Genomic DNA, 26142 nt, shown 5'->3' with positions numbered 1-26142 from the left:
AGATTAACTCTATTTTTCTCCCAAAATCTTTCCATCTCCTGAAATTAAAATAGCAAGATTTTTTGTACTATGAAATTGTGCTAAAGTAATCATCAAAATCATCATCAAAGGAACTGATAAAAACATTCCTACTGTTCCCCACATCGCACCCCAAATAACCAAAGATAAAATAACAACAAATTGAGAAATATTTAATTTATTTCCCATAAGTCTTGGATATAAAATATTCCCTATTACAAATTGAATTATTATTAAACATAAACTCAATAATAAAACATCAGAAAGTTCTGGAAACTGAATAAGTGCAAAAATCACTGGAATTAAAACAGCAATGATACTTCCAATAGTTGGTATAAAATTTAATACAAAAGCAATAAATCCCCATAAAACAGCACCTTGAAGTGAAAACATTTCACAAATCAAATATGTTAAGAATCCAGTAATCAAACTAATAACTGTAGTGATAAAAATATATGTTTTTACACCTTTTGAAATAGAGTTTAAAATATGATTAGCTTTTTCTCTTGTCTCTTTTTTAGGAAAAAGTGCATTTAGTTTTGAATTAAAGAACTGTTGATCTATCAATAAAAAAAGAACATATAAAAATATTTGAATGATATTACTAAAAATAGAACTAAAAGCAGCAATTATTTTATTTATAACACTTGAAAGACTGAATTCTTGAAAAAACTTTTGTAGTGGAGTTGTAAAGTCAAAAGAAGTCATTGATGAAAGCTTTGTAATCAATAAGTTTACTTTTCCATCAAGTTGAGAAATAGTAGAACTTAATTCCATCATACTTGAAGCAATAAAACTTCCTATTTCAACCATTGAATAAATTATTATTATTAAAGATAAAGGAATTGCTATTATATTCCCTATTTTTTCACTTAAAAATGGAACTCTTTTTATTTGAGTTGCTAAAGCATTTATCAAAAACCAAATTAAAATAGCTATTGCAATTGGTGTTAAAATAGAGCTTAAACTATTTAGTGCATAAATTACTAAAAACATAAACCCAAAAAAATAAAATGCCTTTGCAAAATTTGATTCTTTTATTATATTTTCCAAAATCTACCTTTATACTTTTTTATTGATATAGTAGCAAATTAAAGAGAAAAAACTATATAAATTACTATATTTTAATCATTTTTTGGGTATTTTAAGCTCTCAAAAACAATCATAAATTCGGAGAGACCAAATATGAATAGACTTAAGTTTATTGTTGTTTCTATTTTTTTTATAAATAGTTACTTAATTGCAAATTTATTAGAGAGTAAAAACTCAAATATAAATGACTATTTATTACAAAAGTATAAACCAACTTTTACAAATAAAAAAAATCTTACAGAATATTATAAACAAAACAACTATCAAACTTTTTGGACACAAAACAATGAAATAAAAAATATTTCTATCCAACTTTTAGAAAAAATCAAAAATGACCCTGTTTTAAAATCAAATGATTTGGATAAATTAAAAATTACACAAATAGAAAATAAACTGGAAAGTCTAAATAATCTTGATGAAAACTTTGAAGAAAAACTTTTGGAAATTGACTTTTTATTGACAGAACTTTATGATAAATATAGCTCTTATTTACTTGAAGGCTCTATAAACTGGAAAGCCTTTCAAAATAAATTAAAAGATTTAGAAAAACAAAGCGAAATAAAAGCACAATGGGATAGATATAAAATCGAAAAAGATAAAAAAAGACTTCTTATAGAAGCTTCTAAAAACAATGATTTATCTATTTCATTTAATCAACTAGATTACAATTTCCCAAATGCAAATAAATTATTGGATTCAATAAAACAGCTAGAACAAATAGCACAAAATGGGGATTATATAAAACTTCCACCTTTTAAAACTCTAAGAATTGGCGATAAATCTCCTATTGTTAAAACATTAAGAGAAAGACTAGCGCAAAGTGAAAATATCTCAATAAATTGTGAAAATATTATAGATGCACAAAATTTAACAACAAATGTAACTTCATTGGATGCAAATATTCAAAACCAAGAGATACAAACAGAAGAAAATATTTCTTGTGAAGAGATTTTTGATGAAGATTTGAAAAATGCTGTTATCTCATTTCAACAAAGTCATGGACTTTATGCCGATGGAATAGTAGGTCTTCAAACTCAAAATTTTTTAAATATGAGTGCAAAAGAAAAAATAAATAAAATAAAACTAAATCTTGAAAGAATGAGATGGCTTCCTAGAGATTTTGGTGAAAAATATCTATTAGTAAATATTCCAGAGTATAAACTAAGAGTTATAGAAAACAATAACATAAAACTAAATATGGCTGTAATAGTTGGGGATAAAAAATACCCTACTCCAATCTTTTCAGACAAAATGTCTTATATTGTTTTAAATCCGAACTGGAATATTCCTGAAAGTATTACAAAAAAAGAGATTCTTCCAAAACTTCTAAAAGATCCAAATTATTTAGATACAAAAGGCATAGAAATTTATCAAGGTTGGGATAGAGATGCTTCAAAAATTGAAACAAAAGAAGTTATAGAAACTTTAATTTTACAAGATATTGAATCTGTTCCAAATTTTAGATTTACTCAAGGACCAAGCAATGAAAATCCTCTTGGAAAAGTAAAATTTATGTTCCCAAATAAACATGCTGTTTATTTACATGATACTCCTGCTAAATCTTTGTTTGCAAATGCTAGAAGAGCTTATTCTCATGGTTGTATTAGACTTTCTAAACCTCAAGAGTTATTGAATCTTATTGCAACTGATGATAAAAATATAACTTTACAAAAAGCTGATGAGTTTTTTAAAGAAACAAGTGAAAAATCAGTTGGCTTAAACAACAAAATTCCTATTCATATCATCTATCTTACAGCTTGGGTAGATGAAAATGAAAAACTTCAATTTAGGGAAGATATTTATAACTTTGATAAAATGCAAAAAGAGTTATTATTTTAACCCTTTTTGATTTGTAAGTTTTAGATTTGTTTAGACAAATCTAACTTTTGGATTCTTTTCTTTTCTACTAATAATTTATCTTGGAATTGTTTACTTTTATCTTTTGCAAAAGCTTGCATATCTTCAACTTCATCCATCTCATCAACTATTTCAACACCTAAAAGTGTCTCAATAGCATCTTCTAAAGTTACAACTCCACTTGTTTGACCATAGTTATCATGAACTATAAATAAGTGAGTTTTTCTCTTTACAAATAAATCTATTAATACAGAAACTGGAACATTTTCTGAAATCTTATGAACAGGAACCGTAATATCTCTTAAAATTGTGTGGTCTCTTTCTTCAACACTCTCTTCTAAAATAGTTTGATTAAATACTATTCCTATAATATCATCTATTGATTCACTATAAATTGGTATTCTTGAATGAATATACATCTTATCATCTTCAATAGCTTCTTCAACTGTAATGTCTGATTTTAGAGCAAACACTACACTTCTTGGTGTCATAATCTCTTTTGTTTTTATGTTTTTTAATTTGAAAAGATTTTCTATTAAAACACTCTCTTTTGAGTGAATAGAACCCTCTTTTTCCCCCATAGATACAACAGCCATAATCTCATCTCTTGAAAAATTGATTTCATCTTTTTTACCTCTTGAAATATAGTTGGTAATAAGGCTTGAAAACCAAACCAAAGGATAAGTAACTTTAATCATAAAAAATATGATATAAGCAGCTGGAACTAAAAGATTTTTCCAATAAATAGCACCTATTGTTTTTGGAATAATTTCTGAAACATAAAGAATCAATAAAGTTAAAACAAATGCAATCAATGTCTGCCACTCATTACCAAATAAAAGTTGTGCTTGAGCTCCAACACCAGCTGCTCCCATAGTATGAGCAAAAGTATTAAGTATTAAGATAGAAGATATTGGTTTATCAATATTTGCTTTTAAATCTTTTAATTTTTTAGCAGTTTTAGAATTACCATCTTTTGATAATGTTTCTATATAAGAAGAAGTACTAGAAAGTAAAACAGCTTCAAGAACAGAACACATAAAAGAAACAAACAACGCGATAGATAGATAAGTGATTAGAAGGGTCATTTTTTACACCCCATAAAAGTAATATTTAAGGTACGCCTATAATAGGAGTCGGTCGAATTCATTTTTCTTTAATCCTTTTTAAATTTTTTGAGGCGAATTATACCATATTATTTGATTAGTGAGATGTTTTTTTGTATATGTTTTATATTTTCTACTTTTAAATGGTGTTTCTCTTCTAAAACTTTCATAAAAAATCTTACTTCAGCATTTGTAAATCCATCTAATTCTTTATCTTTTATAGATATATTATCCTCTTCAAGTCTTACTCTTTTTAGTTTTCCATTTGTCTCTTTTACATAATAAACTATATCTAGCTCTGTTTGATTTACTTTTTCTATTGTTACTATGATTCTATTTGTTTTAACTTTTAGATTAAACTCACTATATAACTCTAAAAACTCTTCTGTATTTATATATCCTATATATAACTTTGTGTAAATATCAAAAAATAATCCAAGCTTAACAGATGAGAAAAATTTCAAATCAACTGCAAACTTTGGATTTTGTCTTGAAGTATTTAAAATCCACTCTAAGGTTGGAAAATACTGAAACTTTTTATATTTTATTTTACAAGCTTCAATATATTTTTTATTTTCTGGAGCTTTTAGAGTTTGGATGTCATTTTTTACTTTTTTTGCAAAAATTATCTTTTCTATTAACTCTTCATCTTCTAAATCTTTTGTAGTCCAAATAGTCGCATACTCTGGAAAATTTCTAAGACCTGTAGAACCAGCTGTTACAACTATCAAAGCTTTTATTTTTAGTGTTGGAAAAATCATCTTCAATAAAGCACATTTTTTTACCAATCTTTTATTTAAACTAGCTGTTTTTTTTGAAGTGCTCATCTCCACAAAATATACGCTATCTTTTGTAAAAAACAAAGCATCAAATTCGCTAATATCTTTATATGCTGATTTATATACTATTTGAGAACTACTATCTATTAAAAGTCCACTTTTTATAAAAAGATTCTCTTTATCTTGATATGGTCCTTTTAACACAAACTTTGTAATCTCATCTTGACTTAGTGCATACTCTAATAATAACTCATATATTATATTTTCATAAATTTCACCTTTGAAGCTACTATAAGCTGAAATATATGAAATATCTTCTGTTGATGTGTTATTTTTAACTAAGGCTTTTAAACTTTTATTGTCGTATGAGTAATGAAAAAGATTCTCTTTTATGTCATCTATTTCTAGGTTTTTTATTTTGTCTGTTATTGTAAATTGCAAGGTTTCTTCTTCTTAAGTTTTCTAAATGGTTTTGATTATAGCTAAAAAAATTTTAAATTCAATCAAGTTGTTTTTATCTCATTTGGATAAAATAATTATTTTAAAATTACAAAAGGTTTTATTTTTATGTCTATGTTTCAAAAATCAGTAATAAATAGTATCAAACAAGATGAGAGTTTAGTAGCACTTCGTTGGGCAAAGTTTCAAGAGTTTTTAGCAAAAGTTGATTATATCAAAACAGTAAAAGAAGAAAAATATCAAGATGGATTTCTAAAAGATGTTTTTGAAAACTGTTTGGGTTATACCCTTGATATGACAAATCCCTCAAACTACAATCTTGAGCGAGAGAAGAAAAACGAAACCGATGGCAAAAAAGCAGATGGTGTAATATATGTAGATAACAAAGTAATAGGAGTAATCGAACTAAAAGCCCAAGATACAAAAAATCTTGACAAGATAGAAACACAAGCTTTCAACTATCATGCTTCACACTCAAACTCAAAATATATCATCATCTCAAACTTTGATGAACTACGATTTTATATCGACAAAAAAACAGCTTATGAAAAATTTTCTCTTTTTAATCTTAGTTATGAAGAGTTTAAAAAGCTTCATCTTTTAATCTCTTTTGAAAGTATCAAAGAGGATATTCCACTAAAACTAAAAGAAAAAACAGCAACCTTTGAGCAAAATATCTCAAAAGAGTTATACAAAGACTTTAGTGCTTTTAGAACTCATCTTTTTGAAAATATTGTAAAAAACAATGAAAACATAGACAAATCAACACTTCTAAGACTAACACAAAAGCTATGCGATAGAATCATATTTATACTATTTGCAGAAGATAGAGGACTTTTAACACCAAACACTATAAAAGAGATAATCACAAGACACAGCCAAGATGTCTTTGGAAACTCTATGTATGAATACTACAAAATCTACTTCAATGCCATAAATGAAGGAAATGAAAAACTAAATATTCCAAAATACAACGGTGGATTATTTGCCAAAGATGAGTTACTTGATAATCTAAAAATAGATGATGAAAACCTAAATATGGAAGCTCAAAAACTAAGTAGCTATAACTTTGAAAGTGAAATATCTGTAAATATACTAGGACACATATTTGAACAATCTTTGACAGATTTAGAAGAACTTCAAGCAAATATAGAAAATACAAATTTTGATAAAACAAAATCAAAAAGAAAAAAAGATGGAGTTTTTTATACTCCTGAATATATCACAAAATATATAGTAGAAAACACACTAGGAAAAATGTGCCTTGATAAAAGAGAAGAACTAAATCTTTCAAATATTACAGCACCAACAAATCCAAAAAAACTTACAAAAGTAGAACAGCAAATAAAAGATAATCTTGAAACATATAAAGATTGGCTTTTTAATCTAAAAATTCTTGACCCTGCGTGTGGAAGTGGTGCGTTTTTAAATCAAGCTTTAGAATACTTGATAAAAGAACATAAACAACTACAAAATGACCTTGCACTTATGGGAGATTTGTTTTCTTCTTATACAGTAGAAGAAAGCGTATTAGAACATAACCTTTATGGTGTGGATATAAATGAAGATGCTGTTGAAATAGCAAGATTATCTTTGTGGCTAAGAACTGCTCAAAAAGGTAGAGCTTTGACTAATTTGAATGATAAGATTGTTTGTGCTAATTCACTTCTTGAAATGCCATTTGAAGAAAATAGTTTTGATGTTGTTATTGGAAATCCGCCTTATGTAAGACAAGAAGCAATCAAAGAACAAAAAGAAGCATTAAGTAAGATTTATGAAGTAGCAAATGGAACAGCAGATTTATATGTTTACTTTTATGAACTTGGAATTAGAATGTTAAAAGAAAACGGATTAAAAGGGTATATTTGTTCTAATAAATTTTTTAGAGCAAAATATGGAGAAAATTTAAGAGAATATATTTTAGAGAATACAACCATTGAATCAATAGCAGATTTTAACGGAGTAAAAATTTTTGAAGATGCTACAGTTGATAGTGCAATAACAATATTTAAAAAACAAATTCCAAGTGAAAATACGATTTTTCAAGTGGTAGATATTGATTTGATAAATAATTATGAAATGAAACAAAATGATTTAACAAAAACTAGCTTTAGCTTTTCAAACCCAAAAGAATTAGCAATAAAACAAAAAATAGAAAAAATAGGTATTCCTCTAAAAGAGTGGGATATAAAGATAAATTATGGAATAAAAACTGGATTTAATGAAGCATTTATTATAGATGAAAATATTAAAAATGAATTAATAAAAAAAGACTCTAAAAGTTTAGAAATTATTAAACCACTTTTAAGAGGAAAAGATATTAAAAAATATTCTGTAATGTTCGCAAATAAATGGCTTATCAATTCACATAATAATCCACCAGTTAATATAGAAAATTATCAAGCTATTAAAGAACATTTAGACCAATATTATGACAAATTAGAAAAAAGAAGTGATAAAGGTATTACTTCTTATAATCTAAGAAGTTGTGCTTATTTAAGTAGCTTTGAAAAAGATAAAATCATATATCCAGAAATAGCAAGTAATCCAAATGCTTTTGAGTATGACAAGAATGGTTATTATTTAGACAAAACAGCTTTTTTAATTGAAGGAAATAATCTAAAATATATTATTTCTATTCTTAATTCTAAATCTTTGTTACATTATATGAAACAGTCTATAAGACAAGTAGGACAAGGTTATCAATTATCAAAAATCTTTGTTGAAGTTTTTCCAATCCCAAAAATAGATGAAGAATCACAAAAACCATTTATAAAACTTGTAGATGAGATTTTGGAAGCTAAACAAAAAATTAAAGATTATAAAATTCTACTTGATGAAGCTATAAAAAATGATAATTTTGATAGAGAAATCAAACTAAAAAAAGAACTTGAAATATTAGAAAATATTTGCATTTCAAATGAAAAAGAAATTGATAATATGGTTTATAAACTTTATGATTTAACAGAAGATGAAATTAAAATTATTGAGGGTATTTGATGAACAAAGATGATATTAAGTTTATACGACAAAAAGATTTCAAATTTTTAAAAGAAATAGGTCAAGGTGCATTAGGAAAAACTGTTTTACTAAAAGACGAAGATTTAGATGTTGAATTTGTTTGTAAAAAATATAAGCCAATCAATGGTGTATCAAAGGAACAATATTTTAAAAATTTTATAACAGAAATAAAACTTTTACATCTTCTCTATCATAAAAATATAGTAAGAGTTTTTAATTATTACTTATATTCTAATTATTTTACGGGTTATATTGTAATGGAATTTATAGAAGGGTTAGAACTAGATTGTTATCTTGAAAAATATCCTGAAAATATAAATAATATTTTTGAGCAAGTAATAGATGGATTCGTATATTTAGAAGAAAATTCAATTTTACATCGTGATATTAGACCTTCAAATATAATGGTGGATAATAATCACAATGTAAAAATAATTGATTTTGGATTTGGTAAACAACAAGAATTTATACACGATGATGAAAAAAGCATTAGCTTAAATTGGTGGGGTGGTGAAAAACCAGATGATTTTAAAACTAATACATATAACTTTCAAACAGAAATATTTTTTATTGGTAGATTATTCAAAAATATAATTAATAATATTGGCTGTTCTTTCAAATATCATAATATTTTAAATAAAATGATTGAACTAAATTCAATAAATAGAGTAGATTCTTTTCAAAATATACTAAGAGGTATAAAAGAAGAGGAAAAAAATATAATTGAATTATTTGATTATAGTGAAAAACAAAATTATTTAAAATTTGCTAAATATTTTTCTGATGCTTTATCTTCAAGAGAAGAAAGTTCAAAGATAATTATAAATGCTAATTTAATAATAAAAGATTTGGAGTTACTACAAAAAAGAACTTTACTTGAAGAGTATATTAATCCTGTAAATATTCTTCGTATTTTTATATCAGGAAGTTATAAATATAGGAAAAACAAACAATTTCCTGTTTATATTTTTGAAAATTTTTTAAATTTATTTAAACTCAGTTCTTTAGAAAAACAAAATATAATTTTATATAATTTAGAAACAAGATTTTTAAATATTGAATCTTTTTCAGATTATTATGATGATACAGAAATACCATTTTAAAGAATTAAAAATAAAGAAATATAAAAATATTATTGAATTACAAAGGAGCGAGAATGATATTTGATTTATTTTCAAAAAGACAAAAAAAATTAAGAGGCGATATTCCTGATGTATATACATATGACAATGTCCCAAATCCCTTACGAGTTCAAATAGTACATATTTGGTATGATGTTTTAGGCAATAGTAATGATTATTATAGCTATCGTGAAAGTGTAAAATCAGCTTATAAATTAATTGTAGATACTCTTTGTCGAGAATATGGACTTTTTCATTTACCAAGTCATGATAAATATGGCGATAGAATGTATTTAAATGAATTAGCAAATTTTTTATTAAATGAAAAAGATATAGAAAAAATAATTGATGTTATAGAGTTAAGTTTTAAAGCTATTAGTGTTTATACTAAAGATTATAATTATTTACATAGACATAATACATCTGAATTAATTGAAAATGCTATAAATGAGTTAAATTATCGTTTCAAAGAGCATGGAGTTGGATTTCAATTTGTAGAAAATGAAATTATTAGAATTGATTCAGAATTACTTCATTCAGAAGCGGTAAAACCAGCCTTAAAACTTTTAAATGAAAAAAATTATAAAGGTGCACAAGAAGAATTCTTAAGTGCTTATGAGCATTATAGACATGGCAAAAATAAAGAATCTTTAAATGATTGTTTAAAAGCATTTGAAAGTACAATGAAATCAATATGTGATAAACATAAATGGCAGTATAAAAGTGGCGATACAGCAAAAAATTTAATTCAAATTTGTTTTGATAATAACCTAATTCCATTATTTTGGCAGGGACAATTTACTTCATTGAGAAGTATGTTAGAAAGTAGTATTCCAACTGGCAGAAATAAATTAAGTGGACATGGTCAAGGAACAGAACCTACAATTATTCCAAATTATTTAGTAGCTTATATGCTTCATATGACAGCTTCAACATTAGTATTTTTAACAACAGCAGAAAAAGATATTAAATAGATAAAGAAATGGAGAAAAAAAGAATATGGTTTATTTTTTTGGTAAATAAAAAACAAATTTGATTTAAATGCCTAATCTAAGGCTTTTATCAATGTAATTTTATTTTATAAAAATTAAAAAAAGAAAACAAAAATTAAAAATTATAATATTTTTAACTCCAAATCAAAAAACTTTATATAATTCTTGCATAAATTCAAAAGGCAAAAAAATGCAAGAACTTATAATAAATGAAAACAATATAAAAGATAAAATTCATACAATAAGAAACCAACAAGTAATTTTAGATAGAGATTTAGCGGAACTTTATCATGTGGAAACACGAAGATTAAATAAACAAGTCAGAAGGAATATTGAGCGATTTCCTGAAGAATTTATGTTTCAACTTCCAATGATAAAATGAGTTTACGAAAAATACCCTATGCTTTTACAGAACAAGGTGTTTCTATGTTAAGTTCTATTTTAAAAAGCGAAAGTTAATCTCTCAAAATATTCCAAGTTTAAATATCCACGATGAAAAGTTTAGAGATTTTGGAGATTGAAATAAATCATAAATTCAATTATTAGAAATTTATATGAAAGTATACTTCTAATTATTATTTAGATAAAATCTAATATATCATTTAAAGGATTTTTTGATGGGAACAAATGAGATTATAAAAGAAGCTATCAATTTAAAACCTCAGGAAAAATACCTGATAATTGAAAGTTTGATTTTAAGTTTAAATGAACCAAACAAAGAGATTGAAAAACTTTGGATAGAGGAATCTGAAAAAAGATTGGAAGAATATAAAAATGGAAATTTAGAAACACTATCTTTGGAAGAAGTGTTCAATTAATGACATTAAAAATATCTAAACTTGCATTTTTAGAAATTGAAGATGCAAAAGAGTATTACAATCTACAAAAAGCTACTTTAGGCGATACTTTTAAGAGTGATGTTAAAAAAAGTATTGAAAATATAAAACAATTTCCTACTTTGTATCCGAACATAACAAATAATATTAAAAGGTGTTTATTGCATAGATTTCCATATAGTATATTTTATGCAATTTCAGATGATACAATTTTGGTTTTATCTGTTGCACATCAGCATAGAAAACCATTTTATTTATAAAATAAAAAAAGAGCCAAGCGCCTTTTTCTAAAAAAAACAACAAATTGTAATATTTTTAGTTATTACTTTAAAAAATTTATATAATTCTTGCATAAATCCAAAAGGCTAAAAAATGCAAGAAAACATATCAAATATCATAGTTTACAATGATGGTGAATTGGAACTAAAAGTTTCAGTTGAACAAGAAAGTGTTTGGCTAAATAGAAATCAAATAGCCAAACTTTTTGATAGAGATGTAAAAACTATTGGTAAACATATAAACAACATCTTTATAGAAGGTGAACTTATTAAGTTTTCAGTTGTCGCAAATTTTGCGACAGTTCAAAATGAAGGTCGAAGAGATGTAAAAAGAGATATAGAATACTATAACTTAGATGTTATTATCTCTGTTGGTTATAGAGTAAAATCCCAAAAAGGTGTAAGATTCCGTCAATGGGCAACTTCAATTCTAAAAAATTATATCCAAAATGGCTATGTGATAAATGGTGAAAAAATCACAAATGAGAGATTTCTATCTTTGGAAAATGAAGTATCAAATCTAAAATCAAAAGTAGAAAATATCTCAAATTCACTTGAAAATAATAGTTTAAAATCAAAACAAGGAATATTTTACGATGGGCAAATTTTTGATGCTTATGTCTTTATCAATGATTTATTAAAACTTGCAACAAATGAAATAATCTTGATTGATAATTATATAGATGAAACTGTATTTATAATATTTTCAAAATATCCAAATATTAAAATCAAGATTTATACAGCAAATATTTCAAAACAACTAAAACTTGATTTTCAAAAATATCAAACACAATACAACAACATAGAAATTATTGAATTCAAAAACTCTCACGATAGATTTTTGATTATCGATAAAAAAGAGATTTACCATTTAGGAGCTAGTCTTAAAGACTTAGGCAAAAAATGGTTTGCATTTTCTAAGTTTGACATACAAAGTTTTGATATTTTGGAAAGAGTGAAACAAAACCGTCAAAAAACTTAATAAAACCTACCCTATGCTACAATATATCTTCAAAAAAATAAAAAAGGAGTATTTATGAAAAATAAGATTATTTTTTTAGGACTTTTGTTTTCAGCTATTTTTTTCACAGCTTGTAGCACTACAACAGTTGAGAATAATTCTACAAAACCAAATGTCTCATTTACAAACACTTATTTTAAAGCTTTAAGTTTAAATGGTAAAGAAATAGAAGTTTTTGATAGAGAACCACACATCAAATTTCAAGAAGATGGAAAAGTATTTGGAAACTTAGGATGCAACAGATTCTTTGGAAGTTTCACAAAAGAAAATAATAGTATTAATTTTCAAGGTGTAGCAAGTACAAAAATGATGTGCCCAAATATCAAAACAGAAGATGCTTTTTCAAAAGTGCTTCAAAATACAAAAACTTATGAAATAAAAGAAGAAAATATGATTTTCTTTGATGAAAATAAAAAAGAAATAGCAAAATTTAAAGCAATATTTTTCTAATATTTCATATAAATAGATATTTTGCATCAAAATCTCTATTTTTGATGCAAAATTTATTTCATTTAAATCCCTTAAAATCGATAGTTCTCAAATATTATAAAATAATTTAAAAAATTTTTTAATTTTTTTGAAAAAAGAGTAATTTGTGAGTCATTTGGTTGTTATAATTATTTAAAGTATAAAATTATATTTATAAAAAAGGTAAAAAATGAAATTTTTTAACGAAGAACTTGCATTCTTAGCTGTATTTATTATATTAATCTCGATTGTGATTTTCTATGTATTTTAATCAAATCTTTTAAAATCTTCATCTTCACTACCATCTTTTTTTCTATTTTTAAACTTCCACATAATAATAAAATACTTCACACTTGCAAAACTCAAAACCAAAACTATAAAAAAAAGAACTATATACATAAAAACTATTATTATTTCCATCTCTTTACCTCTATTTTTGTATAATCTATTTTATGAAAACATTTATTTTAAACAACATAAACAAGCTATTCTTAGTTATATTTTCTTTAATTGCCCTATTTTTAGCAACTTCTTTTAGTATTGATGAAAATTCAAAAAAACTAATAGATGAAGCTTTTAAACAAGCTATTATAGTATTTGGAAGTGCAAAAGCACTAAATGGTGTGATTTCACTAGCACAAGGAACAGAACTTGATTTACCTTTTGTCACGCTTGCTATTGGGCAAATTCTTGACCCAATCAATGACTTGGTTGAGCAATTTTCTCTTATTATGCTTGCTAGTTTAGTTTCTCTTGGTATTCAAAAAATATTATTAAATTTTGTAACAAATGATATTTTCAACTATATTTTATTTGCTTTTATTATTGTATTTAATATTTGGTTATTCAAAAGGTTTTCAAATGATGAAAGATTAAGAACGATATTTTTCAAAACTACTTTTGTATTACTATTTTTAAGATTTTCTATTCCTATGATTGGTTATGTAAATAATATTACTTATAACTACTTTGTAAAACCTCAATATAATATAGAAACACTAAATGAAAATATGCTAAGAGTTACAGATAATGTAAGTAAAATAAACAAAGAAACTATTAAACAAAAAGAAGAAGATAGTTCATTTTTTGGCAAAATTACAGAAAAGTTTGATGTTAATTTTTATGAAAAAAAAGTTGATGAATATAAAAATGCAGTTGATAACTCAAGTGAATATATGATTGATTTAATTATTGTATTTATATTTCAAACTATTTTATTACCAATTGTCTTTTTATATATTTTATATGTTTTACTAAGAAAGATTGTTTTATAAAAACAATCTTTCAAACTCTTTTAAAACCAAAGTAGAAACAGATGTTTTACTTATATTTTCTTTTAGTTCTTTTATATTTAAATCTTTCTTTTTAGAGACTTCATCTATATATAAATCCATAATATTTTCATCAAATTCAGGATGAAACTGAACTCCCCAAGCACAACTTCCAACTCTAAAAGCATGATTTTTATCATGATTGTTAAAAGCTAATCTTACGGCATTTTTTGGTAATTCAATCACCGTTTGAGAGTGAATTGTATGAGCTTTAAAACTATTTTCTAATTTTGAAAAAAGTTCATCATTTTTTGCATTTTCTTCTAAAAAAATATCAACAGTTCCTATTTCCATCCCATTTTCATGATAAGATGAAACTCCTCCTAGAGTTTTAGCTAATAACTGATGTCCATAACAAATACATAAAAGCGGAATTTCATCTTTTATCAAGTTTAAAAGCCAACTTTCAAGCTTCAAACTCCAAGATTCTTCATTTGTTACCATACTATGAGAACCTGTAAAAATCACTACATCATTCTTTTTTAGAGTTGGTAAATTTTCATCATTTTGAACATCAAGTATATAAATATCTCTATTTTTATCTTCAAGTTTATCTATAATCCAATCTTCAAAATCTCTGAACTCATTTTTTATGCTATCAAAGGTACTTCCACATTTTACAATATATAAATTTTTCATTTTGTCTCCTATAAAGAAAAAATTATATTTATTTTTAAAACTTTTTTAGTTTATAAACTGTCTAAAATATAAGCTTTACTAAAATAAAAAAAATAAAAAAAGGTTTTGTTTTGCAGAAAAATATTTTAATCACTGGTTGTAGTTCTGGACTTGGTTTAGCTTTGACAAATTACTATTTACAAAAAGGTTTTAAAGTCTTTGGAATAAGTAGAAAAAATCCAAATATAGAAAATAAAGATTTTATTCATATCTGTTTTGATTTGTCACAAGTTGAAAAAATAAAAGAAAATCTAAATCCTTTATTATTACAAATAAATAGCTTTGAAACTATATTTTTAAATGCTGGAATGTTAGGGAAAATCAAACTTTTAGAAGAATTAAGTATAAAAGAATTAAATGAAGTTTATAGTTTAAATGTCTATGCAAATAAAGAACTACTTGATATTTGTAAAAACTTAGAAGTAAAAAATATAATCCTAATCTCTTCAGGTGCATCAAAAAATGGCTATAAAGGTTGGGGTTCATACTCTTTATCAAAGGCAGGTGTTAATATGCTTACAAATTTATATTCAAATGAGATGTTAAATACAAAGATTTTGGCAGTTGCTCCTGGAGTTATAAAAACACCAATGACTGATTATATTAGATTTGAACTTGATGCTAATATTTTTCCATCAGCTAAGAAATTAAATACAGGCACTGTACAAACACCAAATGAAACAGCTGTAAAACTCGATAACTTAATAACTAGAGTTAATGAGTTTGAATCAGGAAGTTATGTGGATATAAGACAAATATGATATTATAATGCCATGTTTATAAAATTTTTAATACTTATTATTTTATCTTTAAGTGCTTTTTCTAAAGAGATTAAAGATGTTAATTTTACAGGTGAGATTGATTTGGTTTTAGGAGATTTTTCTAAAAATAATCTTCAAAAGGTATGTAACATTTCATATCCTCCTATTTATAAAATTTGGCAAAAAAATCCTACTTTTACCCAATATGATATTTTGATTTGTAGTGAATCAATACAAGAATATGCTCAAAGTTTAGGGTTTTATGAAGCAAATATAACTTATGAAATAGTTGAAGAAAAAGCAACTTTAAATATAAAAAAAAATAGACAAATAAAAATATCTTCTATTGATGTAGAAGATGAATATAAAAATATAATTGGTTTAAAAATAGATAGTTTTTTTAATGCTTCAGATTTCACAAACTCAAAAAAAAATATTTATAAATATTTAAATGAACAAGGTTATCCAAAAGCACAACTTGATGCAAAAGCTTATGTGGATATAGATGAATATAAAGTTGATATAGTTTACAAAGTTGAAAAAAATAATCTTCAATATTTTGGAAAAGTAGATATTGAAAACAATGCAAATGTAGATACAAAATTTTTACAAAAAGAGATAGAATTTAAAAAAGGTGATAAATACAACTCAACTTTAATAGATAAAACCTATGAAAATTTATACAATTTTGGTATTTATAAATATATAGCAATTGAACAAAATATAGACACACAAGATGATATTATTCCAATAAATATTAAACTTATACAAGGTGAATATAGAGAGACCACTTATGGTATTGGTTATGATACAGATACAAAAGCTAGATTTAGAGCTCAATATAAAAATGATAACTTTTTAGGAAACTTAAAAAAATTCACAATCGGTACAAAAATAAATCAAGATGGCTTTAATATCTATAATAATATAAACAATCCATATTTTTATTTTGATGGTTTATCTTTTAACAATGATATTTCATACGAAGATATGGATTATCAAAGTTATACACAAAAAAAGATTGAAGAAAAGATTTCATTATCAAAAGATTTTTTTGGTTTATCTCATACAGTTGGATTTTTAGCAGAAAATTCAACAATTGAATCAAGTCTAAAAGAGTATCAAAGTGGAAGCTATCTTTTAAATTCTCTTTTTTATGAAGTTGTTTTAGATAAAAGAGATGATATTTTAAATCCAAAAAATGGATATTATCTCTCTTTTTATATAGAAAATGGAACAAAAGCACTTGCAAGTGAGATTGATTATATAAAAACATTAACTGAAATGAGATTTATAAAAAGTTTTGACAAATTAACTACTTCTATGAAAACAAAAATAGGAACACTTGATAAAGATTTACCAATTTTTAAACATTTCTTTGCAGGGGGAGATTATAGTAATAGAGGTTATGCTTATCAAAAAGTTGGACTTTTAGACCCTGATGATAATCCTTATGGAGGATTGTCTATGATTGATAATAGTATTGAGTTTGAATACAATGTTTATAAAGATTTAGGAATTGCAACTTTTTTTGATTCGACTATGTTATCTTTAGAAGCAAATAAATTTAATGAAAAGTTTTATCACTCTTATGGTATCGGAGCTAGATACTATACACCTATTGGTCCTTTAAGAGTTGATTTTGGTTTTCCTTTGGATGAGGGTGGATTTATGTTTCATATAGGTATAGGACAAGCATTTTGAGAAGTTTAAAGATTATATTTTTTTCCTTATTACTTATATTTTTAACAGCTTTTTTGTTTTTGATTCACTCTACTTTTGTAACAAAAAAAATATTTGAATATGCAAGTCATGAAGTCCCTATCAAATTTAGTTTGGTAGCTGGAACTTTGTATTCAGGTATAAAAATAGTTGATTTGAACTATGATGATATGATAAAAGTTGAAGAGTTTTATATCAAACCTAGCCTTTTATCTTTACTTGTAAAAGAGATATTTATTTATGATTTAAAATTAAATAAAATAACTTTAGAAGAGAAGTTCTTAGAATCTTTATCATCAACAAATGAAGAAAACTCTAAAGAATTTGATATTCCTTTTTCCTTATATGTTAAAAATATTGAAGCTAGTTTATATAACTTCAACTATGAAGATTACCAAATAGAGGAGCTTTTAGTAAGCTCAAAGAATTTAAGTTCTGATTTAAAACAAACTATAAATACAAATCTTGAAGCAAAAATCAAATCAAATTTAGCAAATCTTGAAGCAAAAATAGATTTAAAAAACAGCAACTATAATCTAAATTCGAAAGTTGATTTAAAAAAAGAGTTAATTGATAGTTTTTATATCCAAGCAACGGGAGATTTAAATAAAGTAAATTTTAAAGCAGAAAATAAAAAACTTTCAATAAAACAAGATAATCAACTAATAAATATTGAAAATTTATCACTAAATGGAAACTATGATATAAATAATTCAGTTTTTGATATTGATTTACAAACAACTATCAAAAAGAGTATTTATGAAGCTTTACAAAAAGATTTACAACTAAAATCAAACTTTACAGGAAATCTAAAAGAGATAAAATTTAAAAATAACATAGAAGCAAATCAACTAAATATAGATAAAACTCCTATAAAAATTGAAAATACTTCATTAAATGGAGATATAAAAATAGATGGGGAGAATATAGATATTCTTGCAGATTTTAACCTAAAATCAAACCTTGCAAATCAAAAATCAAAAATAGAGATAAAACTAAACAGTCAAAATCTAGAAAATCTTTCAATAAAAGCAAAAACAACTCTAGAAAATCTAAAATATGAAAATTATAATCTAAAGCCAATAGGAAATATAACAGTAAATAGCTCTTACAAAAAAGATAGTTTAGAGATAAATCTTGATTCAAAACTTGCTAAATTTGATATAAAAAGTAAAGATTTCAAAAAATTTCTTTTTAACTTAGATATAAAACAACTAAATCCAAATGAGTTTTATAAACTTGATAAAAGTATAAAAATCTCAAAAATAGAAGGGAAAATAAAAGGTGAATTTGATGAAAATCTGTCTTTGAAAGGTGACTTGATTTTAAATGACTCTTTTTTAGCAAATGCTATTTTAAATACTAAAAATGATAATTTAGAAGCAACTGTAAAAAACAAATCTTTTTTAGTAAAAATAGATAAAAAAGAGAATCAAACTAAAATAAAAAGCCAAATAAAAGAGTTAAAAGATTTAGAAAAAGAGTTATCAAAAATCTTAGATTTTTCTACTTTAAATCTTTCTGGTTTAGTAGATGTTGATATATTCATAGATGATTTAAACACTAATTTTGAAATAAATAGTCCAAAAATTTCTATAGATAAAGAAAAAATTGAAAAAATCACTATAAAAGGTAATTTTTTGGAAAACAAGATATTTTTTGATAAGTTAAATTTCAATATTTTTGAAATATATGAGATAAATCTACAAAAAAACTTTATTCTAAAAAATAGAGCTTCTTTTGATATAGATAGTTTTGATGGAGAGTTTATTTTTGATAATATCATAATAAAAACTTCAAAAAATGATAAAAATATAATCCTAAATATAAATACAAAAGATTTGTTTTTAGCACATAGTTCTTATGGAAGTGGATTTTTAAACTCTGATTTTTTTGTTGATATAAATGAAGAAAATAAGATTTTAATAGGTGGAGAATTAAAAGTTGAAAAATTAACCGTACTTTATCAAGCTCCTGCAATGAGTATTAGTAAAGATAAGGATATTATAATTGTTTCAAAAAATAAAAAGTTCATTCAAAAAGATACTTTTTATGAAGATATAGCACTAGAACTCTCTATATTTGGAAATAACATAAACTACAACGTAAAAAATATAGATTTAAAAGCTTCAACAGTTTTATATCTAAAAAAGGCTTTCTCATCAGATATTAAAATATATGGTTCTGTACAAGATGTATCAGGAACTTTTAGTGAACTTGGTAAAACTTACGATATACAAAATTCAAGTATATATTTTAGAGGTCTTAATCCAATTGACCCTATTTTGGATATTCATGCCTTAAATAAATTAAATGATGTTGATATCTCTATTGTTATTGGAGGAACTTTAAATTATCCTAGAATAAATCTACACTCAACTCCAATAATGAGCCAAAAAGATATTTTATCTTATTTGATTTTTGGAACTAAATTTTCATCTAATTCACAAAATAATCAAAGTAAACAATCACAAGCTTCACTATTTTTGTTAAATGAGTTATCAAAAGATTATGCAAAAGAGTTAGGACTTGATATGGTATATTTTCAATATGACCCAAAAACCCAATATATAGAAACTCATGTAGGTAAAAATATCTCAGAGAAAAGTAAAATAGTTTTAAAAAATAAATCAGATAGTGGACAACTAATCTTGATGAGAGAACTTACAAAACTTTGGAACGTTGAGTTAGGATTTGAGCAAAATACACAAAGTTTAGATTTAATTTATAAAAGAAGATATTAGTTTTTATTTTAGGATTTTCATTAACTTTTTATGTTTATAATTTCCAAAAAATGAAAGATTATATAATGAAACTTTTAATAAAAACTATTTTGATTTTAGCCACTATTTTTACAACTACTTTACTTATTATCAAATTTAGTGGAGTTTTAACAGTTGATGATATAAAAGAGATTTTTGCAAATTTAAAATCTCAACCTTCATATATTTTAGGTGGCTTGATAGTATTTTTCTTATTTATTGATTTATTTATTGCCGTACCAACAATGACTATTATTATACTTGCTGGTTATTTTATAGGTTTTGAATTAGCTTTATTTTATACAACTATTGGACTATTAAGTGCTTCATTAACTGGATATTTTTTATCAAAAAGATATGGGATGAAAGTTTTAGATAAACTCTCTTCAAATGAAGAACAAAAACTAGAAATGACAAACTTATTTAACAAACATGGTGTTTTAGTGATAGTTCTTTCAAGAGCAGTTCCTATGCTTCCTGAAATCTCTTCTTGTCTAGCAGGAGCTTGTGAAATGTCTTTCAAAAGATTTTTAACAGCTTGGATTATTGGAACTATACCTTATTTGTGTGTTATTACTTATGCTGGGTCTATTAGTAACTTAGAAAATCCAATGCCAGCTATTTATGCAGCACTTGGAATCACACTTCTTTTTTGGTTTATTTGGATGATTTTTATGAGAATTGATAAAAGAAAAACAATGAGAGAAAATCAATAAAAAGAAGGGATTTCCCTACTTCTTATTAATGTTTTTTATGTTTTAAATTTTTATTTTGAATAGATTTAATATTAAAAATCATTGCAATAGAAACTATAAATGCAACAACAAAAAACGCAGCAAAAACATAAAGTGTTTGAGAGTATGAACCCGTTGCATCTTTTACCATTGAAATAATCAGTGGTCCAACAAGTCCAGCTGCTGCCCATGCAGTTAAAATATATCCATGAATTGCACCAAGTTCTTTTGTTCCAAAAATATCTCCAATATACGCAGGAATTGAAGCAAAACCTCCACCATAACAAGTCATGATAAAATATAAAACTATTTGGAAAACTAAAATTTCAGTAATTGATGGAAGCATATAAAAAGCAACCGCTTGTGTTGCAAAAAATATAACATATACAATTGGTCTTGTTAAATAATCACTTAATGATGCCCACATAAGTCGCCCTGCTCCATTGAATATTCCCATCAATCCAACAGCTGCTGCTGCTGCGATTGCTGTCATTCCTAAAACCTCTTGTAAAAGTGGTGAAGCAACTCCAATAATGGCAATTCCACAAGTTACGTTTATAAATAACATCAACCAAAGACCATAAAATCTAGGAGTTTTAATAGCTTCATTTAAACCTATAAATGCTAAATCCTCTTTGATTTTTTTCTTTCCTGCTTTTACTTTTTCCTCAAATCTTTTTGGTAAATATCCATCTTGCGGTTTTTCAAGATAAAGTGCAGATGCAAACATAACTACAAAATAAGTTGCTCCCAAAATGAAAAATGTTCCAGCAATTCCAACAGCTTCAATCAAGATTTTAATAGTTGGTCCCCAAACAGCAGATGCAAAACCAAATCCCATGATAGCAAGTCCTGTTGCCATTCCTCTTTTATCAGGAAACCATTTTACAAGTGTTGATACAGGTGAAATATAGCCAATTCCTAAACCACAACCACCTAAAACTCCATAAAAGAAATATAACAATAACTTTGATTCCATCATAATAGCAAGTCCAGACCCCATAGTTCCCAGACCAAATAAAGAAGCTGCGATTATAGCTGAAACTCTAGGACCATTTTTTTCAACAAATTTTCCCATAAGTGCAGCACTTAATCCCAAAAAGAAAATAGCAATACTAAAAGCAATTGTAACATCAGTTAAATTCCAGTTCATTTGAGCTTGAATAGGTTTTACATAAACACTCCAAGCATAAACAGAACCAATACAAATATGAACACCCACAGCACTAAGTGCCATAAGCCAACGGTTTTTTTCAACTTTCAAAATATAACTCCCCAAAGAAAATAAGCGGGGATTTTACCCTAAGTTTTATTAGAGTTTTGTTTTATAAATATAAGATTTTTTAATGATTTTTCTTCATCCAAAGCTTTAAACTCTTCTAAATTTTCCAATCTTCTATCAAATTTAAAAGAAGGAGCAAAAGAGATAAACTGCTCTTTTACAAAATCTGTTCCTATCATTGGGTCATTTAATGTTGATAAAACAACACAATTTTCACTTGCTAACTCATCCAATCTTCTAATAATCTTTTCATAATCCTTAGTAGCAGCAAAACTTCCTTTTTGAAAAGCTGGCGGATCAATAACAATCACATCATAAGGGGCAAATTTTTTTATTCTACTCCATGATTTCAAAATATCATAAGGCATAAATTTTACTTTTTTAGTATCAAGATTATTTAGATGATGATTTTCTCTTCCAGTTGTTAAAGCACCTTTTGCCATATCTACATTTACTACTTGTTTTGCACCACTATTTATGGCTGTTACACTAAAAGCACAAGTATAAGAAAATAAATTTAAAACATTTTTATCTTTACAAATAGAAGCTACAAATTCTCTTCCTTTTTTCATATCAAAAAATATTCCAATATTTCTATTTGAAAAAGTTACTTTATATTTCAAACCATTTTCTATAACTTCATAAGATTTTGGTATTTCCCCTTTTATAGCTTCAAAAAGTCCCTCTTTTTTATATTTTCTTTGAACTATAAAAATATCAAACTCTTTTAAAACAGCTATTTTATTGAGAAGTTCTATAATACTTTTCTCTTTTTCCTCTTCTATTAAATCATGAAAAGTTGCAAATAAGATTTTTCCTAAACTATCAACACTTAAATAGTTAAAATCTTTATAAAAATTTCCTCTTCCGTGGAAAACTCTTTTTGCTTCTTCTGTTTTATTTTCAAGATTTTTTAAAATTATCTCTTCCAATTTTTCTAAATTTATACTATTCAAAATTATACTCTTGTATTGAAATTACTCTATATTCATAAACTCTATTGTTTATTTCAAATTCAAACTCATCATCTATTTTTTTGCCTAATAAAGCTCTTCCAAAAGGAGATTTATTTGATATTTTATTTTCATTTATATCTACTTCAAAAGTTCCAACAATAATAAAAGTTTTTTCTTCATTTGTATCTAAATCTTCCAAAACAACTTTCGAACCAAAATTTACTTTTGTATGTGGAATCAAAGATATATCAATAACTTCACTATTATTTATGATTTTATCAAGGAATCTAAGCCTTTTATCGCAGTTTCTAATTTGCTCTTTTGCAGCAATATACTCAGCATTTTCACTTCTATCACCAAGTTGAGCTGCTATTTCTTTCTCTTTAACCCAAAAAGATTTCTCTTTTAGTAAATCTTTAAACTCTTTAACTATTTTTTCATAACCGTTTTTTGTAATCAAATCTTTATTCATTGTGGAATTATATTGATTTTTTGTTAATATCACAAAAAAGTAGTTTTTAGGAGAGATTTTGCCGTATATTAAAAAAGAGTTCAAAACAAAAAAAGGTATTAAAATAGAAGAGTTTTTAAAAGAGCTTCCTATAGATTTAAAACTTAGTTTATCACTTTTAGAAAAAGGCAAAATAAGTGATGAAAAAAACTCTCGACTCCAAAAAAATCAAGTCCTAAAATCAGAATTTATTTATATAACTATTTTTGAACCAATAACAAAAGGATTAAAACCTATATTTGAAACTTTTCATTTTGCTATTTTTGACAAACCAAGTGGTTTGATGGTTCATCCTTCTTCTCATCAGCTAAATATTTATACCCTTTTAGATGAAATTAGATACCTTTATAAAGAAAAAGGTTCATTAGTTCACAGAATTGATACTGAAACTTCAGGTTTAGTTTTAGTTGCTAAAAATTCTTTTAGTGATATGGTTTTAAAAAATATGTTTGAAGAAAAAGAGTATATAAAAAAATACCAAGCCATAGTTGAAGGGAAAATCACAAATAGTATAGAAATAAACTCTGCAATTACAAATGACAATGGACTAATAAAACTAAAAATGAGAGTTGATGAAAAAGGAAAAGAGTCAAAAACTTTTATAAATCCCATTTTTTATGATGAAAAAAACAATCAAACACAAATAGAAGCAATCCCACAAACAGGAAGACAACATCAAATAAGAGTTCATTTAGAATCAATTGGTCATAAAATCATTGGAGATACACTTTATGGAGTTGAAGAGAAATTTGCTGATGAATTTTTAAAAAAGAAAATTTCAAAAGAACAGAGAATAAAAGTTACTAAATCTTCAAGATTAATGTTGCAAGCTGATTATTTAGAATTTACTTTTTTAGATAATATTTATAAATTCAAATCTTTACAAAAACTCAAATAAATTAAGCAATTATTTCACTATTTTAAACTAAAATTCCAAGTTTTTTCACTATAAAAAAAAGGGAATTTATTGTTATTTAACTCTTATGAATTTTTATTAGTTTTTTTACCTCTTACATTTATTATATATTTTTATTTAAACTCAAAAAAACTTATAACTTTAAGCAAAATATTTTTAGTAATTGCTTCACTAACTTTTTACTCTTGGTGGAATGTTATTTATCTTCCTTTAATTTTAGGAAGTATGATTTTCAACTTTTATGTTGGTCAGTTTTTAGGAAAAAAACGTACTAAACAGATGCTAACATTTGGAATTATTGGAAATGTTGCACTTTTAGGATATTTCAAATATACAGACTTTTTTATAGAAAATTTTAACTGGGCTTTAAATAAAGATGTAGAACTTCTTCATTTAGCACTTCCTCTTGCAATTAGTTATTTTACATTTCAACAAATCGCTTTTTTAGTTGATTCATACAGAGGTGAAACAAAAGAGTATAATTTTTTGAATTACGCTTTATTTATTACTTTTTTCCCACAACTTCTAATGGGTCCAATTATGCACCACAAAGAGATAATTCCGCAATTTCAAACAAAATGGAAATCTTTTATAAAATGGGAAAATGTAGCTTTAGGTCTGTTTATTTTTGCAATTGGACTTTCAAAAAAAACACTAATAGGTGACCCTTTAACTGATTATGCTCAATATGCCTTTGATAATGCACAAAAACTATCTATGGTTGAAGCTTGGTATGCTTCTGTTTCTTATGTATTGTCTTATTATTTTGACCTTTCTGGATATGCTGATATGGCTATTGGTATTGGAAAAATGTTTAATATAGATATTCCAAAAAACTTCAATAGCCCATATAAAGCAAGAAACTTTGCTGATTATTGGAAAAGATGGCATATAACTCTTTCAAGATTTTTAAGTGATTATATTTACAAATCTTTGGGTGGAAATAAATCTTTAGTTTGGGTAATGTACTTAAATATTATGATTACATTTTTTGTATCTGGATTTTGGCATGGAGCTGGATGGAACTTTGTTGTTTGGGGATTATTAAATGGTATTTTTGTAGTTATGGCTCACATGATGAAAAAAGCAAATCTTGAAATGAATTTTTATGTAGCTTGGTTTTTAATGTTTTTTGGACTTATATTAACCAGAATTTTATTCGTTTCAAATGATTTTGCAGATGCTTGGTATGTAACAACTACACTTTTTGATATTTCAAATTTAAGATTTGAAAATCTATTTTATATAGACCCATATTTACAAAGTTTTTATATAGTTTTAGCTTTATATTTAGCTCTTGCTTGTAAAAACAGTATGGAAATTTCAGAAAATTTCAAACCAAATTTTAAATATATTTTTTACACAGTAATTCTTTTGACAGCTTCATTGTTCACTTTTTCAAGTGCAAAAGAGTTTTTATACTTCCAATTTTAAGGCAAAA

General features: G+C 25.2%; 24 protein-coding genes. 16 read left to right on the top strand and 8 right to left on the bottom strand.

What is annotated here, in order from left to right; translation table 11 throughout:
* Positions 1-9 precede the first annotated feature (9 nt).
* On the bottom strand, positions 10-1071 hold the full coding sequence (locus tag AAQM_RS05230) for an AI-2E family transporter (RefSeq protein WP_129095423.1): 1062 nt from the start codon (positions 1069-1071) through the stop codon (positions 10-12).
* Between the two features lie 132 nt (positions 1072-1203).
* On the opposite strand from AAQM_RS05230, the gene AAQM_RS05225 reads away from it, so the two are divergent.
* Positions 1204-2949 (top strand): L,D-transpeptidase family protein, encoded by a 1746-nt coding sequence (locus tag AAQM_RS05225; RefSeq protein WP_129095422.1) that lies wholly within the window; start codon positions 1204-1206, stop codon positions 2947-2949.
* A gap of 20 nt (positions 2950-2969) precedes the next feature.
* On the opposite strand, the gene AAQM_RS05220 is transcribed toward AAQM_RS05225, so the two are convergent.
* On the bottom strand, positions 2970-4055 hold the full coding sequence (locus AAQM_RS05220; RefSeq protein ID WP_129095421.1) for a CNNM domain-containing protein: 1086 nt from the start codon (positions 4053-4055) through the stop codon (positions 2970-2972).
* A gap of 107 nt (positions 4056-4162) precedes the next feature.
* Positions 4163-5293, bottom strand: a complete 1131-nt coding sequence (locus AAQM_RS05215; protein WP_129095420.1) for a hypothetical protein — start codon at positions 5291-5293, stop codon at positions 4163-4165.
* A gap of 126 nt (positions 5294-5419) precedes the next feature.
* Between AAQM_RS05215 and AAQM_RS05210 the strand changes: the two genes are divergently transcribed.
* The 8 genes from AAQM_RS05210 (at position 5420) to AAQM_RS05175 (ending at position 13030) form a co-directional block, all read left to right on the top strand.
* Positions 5420-8311, top strand: coding sequence for an Eco57I restriction-modification methylase domain-containing protein (locus AAQM_RS05210; RefSeq protein ID WP_129095419.1), 2892 nt, complete (start codon positions 5420-5422; stop codon positions 8309-8311).
* On the top strand, positions 8311-9435 hold the full coding sequence (locus AAQM_RS05205; RefSeq protein WP_129095418.1) for a protein kinase domain-containing protein: 1125 nt from the start codon (positions 8311-8313) through the stop codon (positions 9433-9435). Before AAQM_RS05210 ends, AAQM_RS05205 begins: the two co-directional genes overlap by 1 nt.
* Positions 9436-9488: 53 nt before the next feature.
* Positions 9489-10427: an abortive infection family protein gene (locus AAQM_RS05200; protein ID WP_129095417.1), complete on the top strand. Its 939-nt coding sequence runs from the start codon at positions 9489-9491 to the stop codon at positions 10425-10427.
* Positions 10428-10635: 208 nt separating this feature from the next.
* A complete protein-coding gene (locus AAQM_RS05195) occupies positions 10636-10827 on the top strand; it encodes an ORF6N domain-containing protein (RefSeq protein ID WP_228254528.1) in 192 nt (63 codons plus the stop codon).
* Between the two features lie 235 nt (positions 10828-11062).
* Complete coding sequence (locus AAQM_RS05190) at positions 11063-11263, top strand: addiction module protein (RefSeq protein WP_129095416.1); 201 nt, start codon at positions 11063-11065, stop codon at positions 11261-11263.
* The gene (locus tag AAQM_RS05185; protein ID WP_129095415.1) at positions 11263-11541 is read left to right on the top strand and encodes a type II toxin-antitoxin system RelE/ParE family toxin; all 279 of its coding nucleotides are present in this window, start codon (positions 11263-11265) and stop codon (positions 11539-11541) included. Before AAQM_RS05190 ends, AAQM_RS05185 begins: the two co-directional genes overlap by 1 nt.
* Before the next feature lie 112 nt (positions 11542-11653).
* Positions 11654-12541: a virulence RhuM family protein gene (locus tag AAQM_RS05180; protein ID WP_129095414.1), complete on the top strand. Its 888-nt coding sequence runs from the start codon at positions 11654-11656 to the stop codon at positions 12539-12541.
* Between the two features lie 54 nt (positions 12542-12595).
* A complete protein-coding gene (locus AAQM_RS05175; protein ID WP_129095413.1) occupies positions 12596-13030 on the top strand; it encodes an META domain-containing protein in 435 nt (144 codons plus the stop codon).
* 285 nt (positions 13031-13315) lie between these two features.
* Here the strand turns inward: AAQM_RS05175 and AAQM_RS05170 are convergent, their stop codons facing one another.
* Positions 13316-13468 carry a hypothetical protein gene (locus AAQM_RS05170; RefSeq protein WP_164967056.1) on the bottom strand — a complete coding sequence of 51 codons (153 nt, stop codon included), beginning with the start codon at positions 13466-13468 and terminating at the stop codon, positions 13316-13318.
* A 32-nt stretch (positions 13469-13500) separates the two neighbouring features.
* Between AAQM_RS05170 and AAQM_RS05165 the strand changes: the two genes are divergently transcribed.
* Positions 13501-14322, top strand: a complete 822-nt coding sequence (locus AAQM_RS05165; protein WP_129095412.1) for a hypothetical protein — start codon at positions 13501-13503, stop codon at positions 14320-14322.
* Here the strand turns inward: AAQM_RS05165 and AAQM_RS05160 are convergent.
* A complete protein-coding gene (locus tag AAQM_RS05160; RefSeq protein WP_129095411.1) occupies positions 14317-15018 on the bottom strand; it encodes a glutamine amidotransferase in 702 nt (233 codons plus the stop codon). The genes AAQM_RS05165 and AAQM_RS05160 overlap by 6 nt on opposite strands.
* A gap of 110 nt (positions 15019-15128) precedes the next feature.
* Here AAQM_RS05160 and AAQM_RS05155 point away from each other — a divergent pair, with 110 nt between their 5' ends.
* The 4 genes from AAQM_RS05155 to AAQM_RS05140 all read left to right on the top strand — a co-directional run bounded on the left by AAQM_RS05155 (position 15129) and on the right by AAQM_RS05140 (position 21018).
* Entirely contained in the window at positions 15129-15818 is a 690-nt protein-coding gene (locus AAQM_RS05155; RefSeq protein WP_164967055.1) for an SDR family NAD(P)-dependent oxidoreductase, read from the top strand.
* Positions 15819-15830: 12 nt separating this feature from the next.
* Positions 15831-17522: an autotransporter assembly complex protein TamA gene (locus AAQM_RS05150; RefSeq protein WP_129095409.1), complete on the top strand. Its 1692-nt coding sequence runs from the start codon at positions 15831-15833 to the stop codon at positions 17520-17522.
* A 53-nt stretch (positions 17523-17575) separates the two neighbouring features.
* Complete coding sequence (locus tag AAQM_RS05145; RefSeq protein ID WP_129095408.1) at positions 17576-20284, top strand: translocation/assembly module TamB domain-containing protein; 2709 nt, start codon at positions 17576-17578, stop codon at positions 20282-20284.
* A gap of 65 nt (positions 20285-20349) precedes the next feature.
* Complete coding sequence (locus AAQM_RS05140; protein ID WP_164967053.1) at positions 20350-21018, top strand: TVP38/TMEM64 family protein; 669 nt, start codon at positions 20350-20352, stop codon at positions 21016-21018.
* A 25-nt stretch (positions 21019-21043) separates the two neighbouring features.
* Here the strand turns inward: AAQM_RS05140 and AAQM_RS05135 are convergent, their stop codons facing one another.
* From AAQM_RS05135 to AAQM_RS05125, 3 genes are read right to left on the bottom strand one after another with little or no spacing between them, the layout of a single operon-like run.
* A complete protein-coding gene (locus AAQM_RS05135) occupies positions 21044-22300 on the bottom strand; it encodes an L-lactate MFS transporter (RefSeq protein ID WP_228254527.1) in 1257 nt (418 codons plus the stop codon).
* A gap of 38 nt (positions 22301-22338) precedes the next feature.
* Positions 22339-23265 (bottom strand): class I SAM-dependent methyltransferase, encoded by a 927-nt coding sequence (locus AAQM_RS05130; protein ID WP_129095442.1) that lies wholly within the window; start codon positions 23263-23265, stop codon positions 22339-22341.
* Position 23266: 1 nt separating this feature from the next.
* Complete coding sequence (locus AAQM_RS05125; protein WP_129095406.1) at positions 23267-23746, bottom strand: GreA/GreB family elongation factor; 480 nt, start codon at positions 23744-23746, stop codon at positions 23267-23269.
* A gap of 58 nt (positions 23747-23804) precedes the next feature.
* On the opposite strand from AAQM_RS05125, the gene AAQM_RS05120 reads away from it, so the two are divergent.
* Positions 23805-24683, top strand: coding sequence for an RluA family pseudouridine synthase (locus AAQM_RS05120; protein ID WP_129095405.1), 879 nt, complete (start codon positions 23805-23807; stop codon positions 24681-24683).
* A 69-nt stretch (positions 24684-24752) separates the two neighbouring features.
* A complete protein-coding gene (locus AAQM_RS05115) occupies positions 24753-26135 on the top strand; it encodes an MBOAT family O-acyltransferase (RefSeq protein ID WP_129095404.1) in 1383 nt (460 codons plus the stop codon).
* Positions 26136-26142: the final 7 nt, after the last annotated feature.

This window comes from Arcobacter aquimarinus (assembly GCF_013177635.1).
GTDB lineage: Bacteria > Campylobacterota > Campylobacteria > Campylobacterales > Arcobacteraceae > Aliarcobacter > Aliarcobacter aquimarinus.
Note: the sequence above shows the minus strand (reverse complement) of the source record. Positions and strands in the feature narration are given on the sequence as shown.

Coding starts and splice junctions, on each gene's coding strand:
- AAQM_RS05225 (WP_129095422.1), top strand. CDS start 1,204: ATGAATAGACTTAAGTTTATTGTTGTTTCTATTTTTTTTATAAATAGT.
- AAQM_RS05220 (WP_129095421.1), bottom strand. CDS start 4,055: ATGACCCTTCTAATCACTTATCTATCTATCGCGTTGTTTGTTTCTTTT.
- AAQM_RS05210 (WP_129095419.1), top strand. CDS start 5,420: ATGTCTATGTTTCAAAAATCAGTAATAAATAGTATCAAACAAGATGAG.
- AAQM_RS05205 (WP_129095418.1), top strand. CDS start 8,311: ATGAACAAAGATGATATTAAGTTTATACGACAAAAAGATTTCAAATTT.
- AAQM_RS05200 (WP_129095417.1), top strand. CDS start 9,489: ATGATATTTGATTTATTTTCAAAAAGACAAAAAAAATTAAGAGGCGAT.
- AAQM_RS05195 (WP_228254528.1), top strand. CDS start 10,636: ATGCAAGAACTTATAATAAATGAAAACAATATAAAAGATAAAATTCAT.
- AAQM_RS05190 (WP_129095416.1), top strand. CDS start 11,063: ATGGGAACAAATGAGATTATAAAAGAAGCTATCAATTTAAAACCTCAG.
- AAQM_RS05185 (WP_129095415.1), top strand. CDS start 11,263: ATGACATTAAAAATATCTAAACTTGCATTTTTAGAAATTGAAGATGCA.
- AAQM_RS05180 (WP_129095414.1), top strand. CDS start 11,654: ATGCAAGAAAACATATCAAATATCATAGTTTACAATGATGGTGAATTG.
- AAQM_RS05175 (WP_129095413.1), top strand. CDS start 12,596: ATGAAAAATAAGATTATTTTTTTAGGACTTTTGTTTTCAGCTATTTTT.
- AAQM_RS05170 (WP_164967056.1), bottom strand. CDS start 13,468: ATGGAAATAATAATAGTTTTTATGTATATAGTTCTTTTTTTTATAGTT.
- AAQM_RS05165 (WP_129095412.1), top strand. CDS start 13,501: ATGAAAACATTTATTTTAAACAACATAAACAAGCTATTCTTAGTTATA.
- AAQM_RS05160 (WP_129095411.1), bottom strand. CDS start 15,018: ATGAAAAATTTATATATTGTAAAATGTGGAAGTACCTTTGATAGCATA.
- AAQM_RS05150 (WP_129095409.1), top strand. CDS start 15,831: ATGTTTATAAAATTTTTAATACTTATTATTTTATCTTTAAGTGCTTTT.
- AAQM_RS05140 (WP_164967053.1), top strand. CDS start 20,350: ATGAAACTTTTAATAAAAACTATTTTGATTTTAGCCACTATTTTTACA.
- AAQM_RS05125 (WP_129095406.1), bottom strand. CDS start 23,746: ATGAATAAAGATTTGATTACAAAAAACGGTTATGAAAAAATAGTTAAA.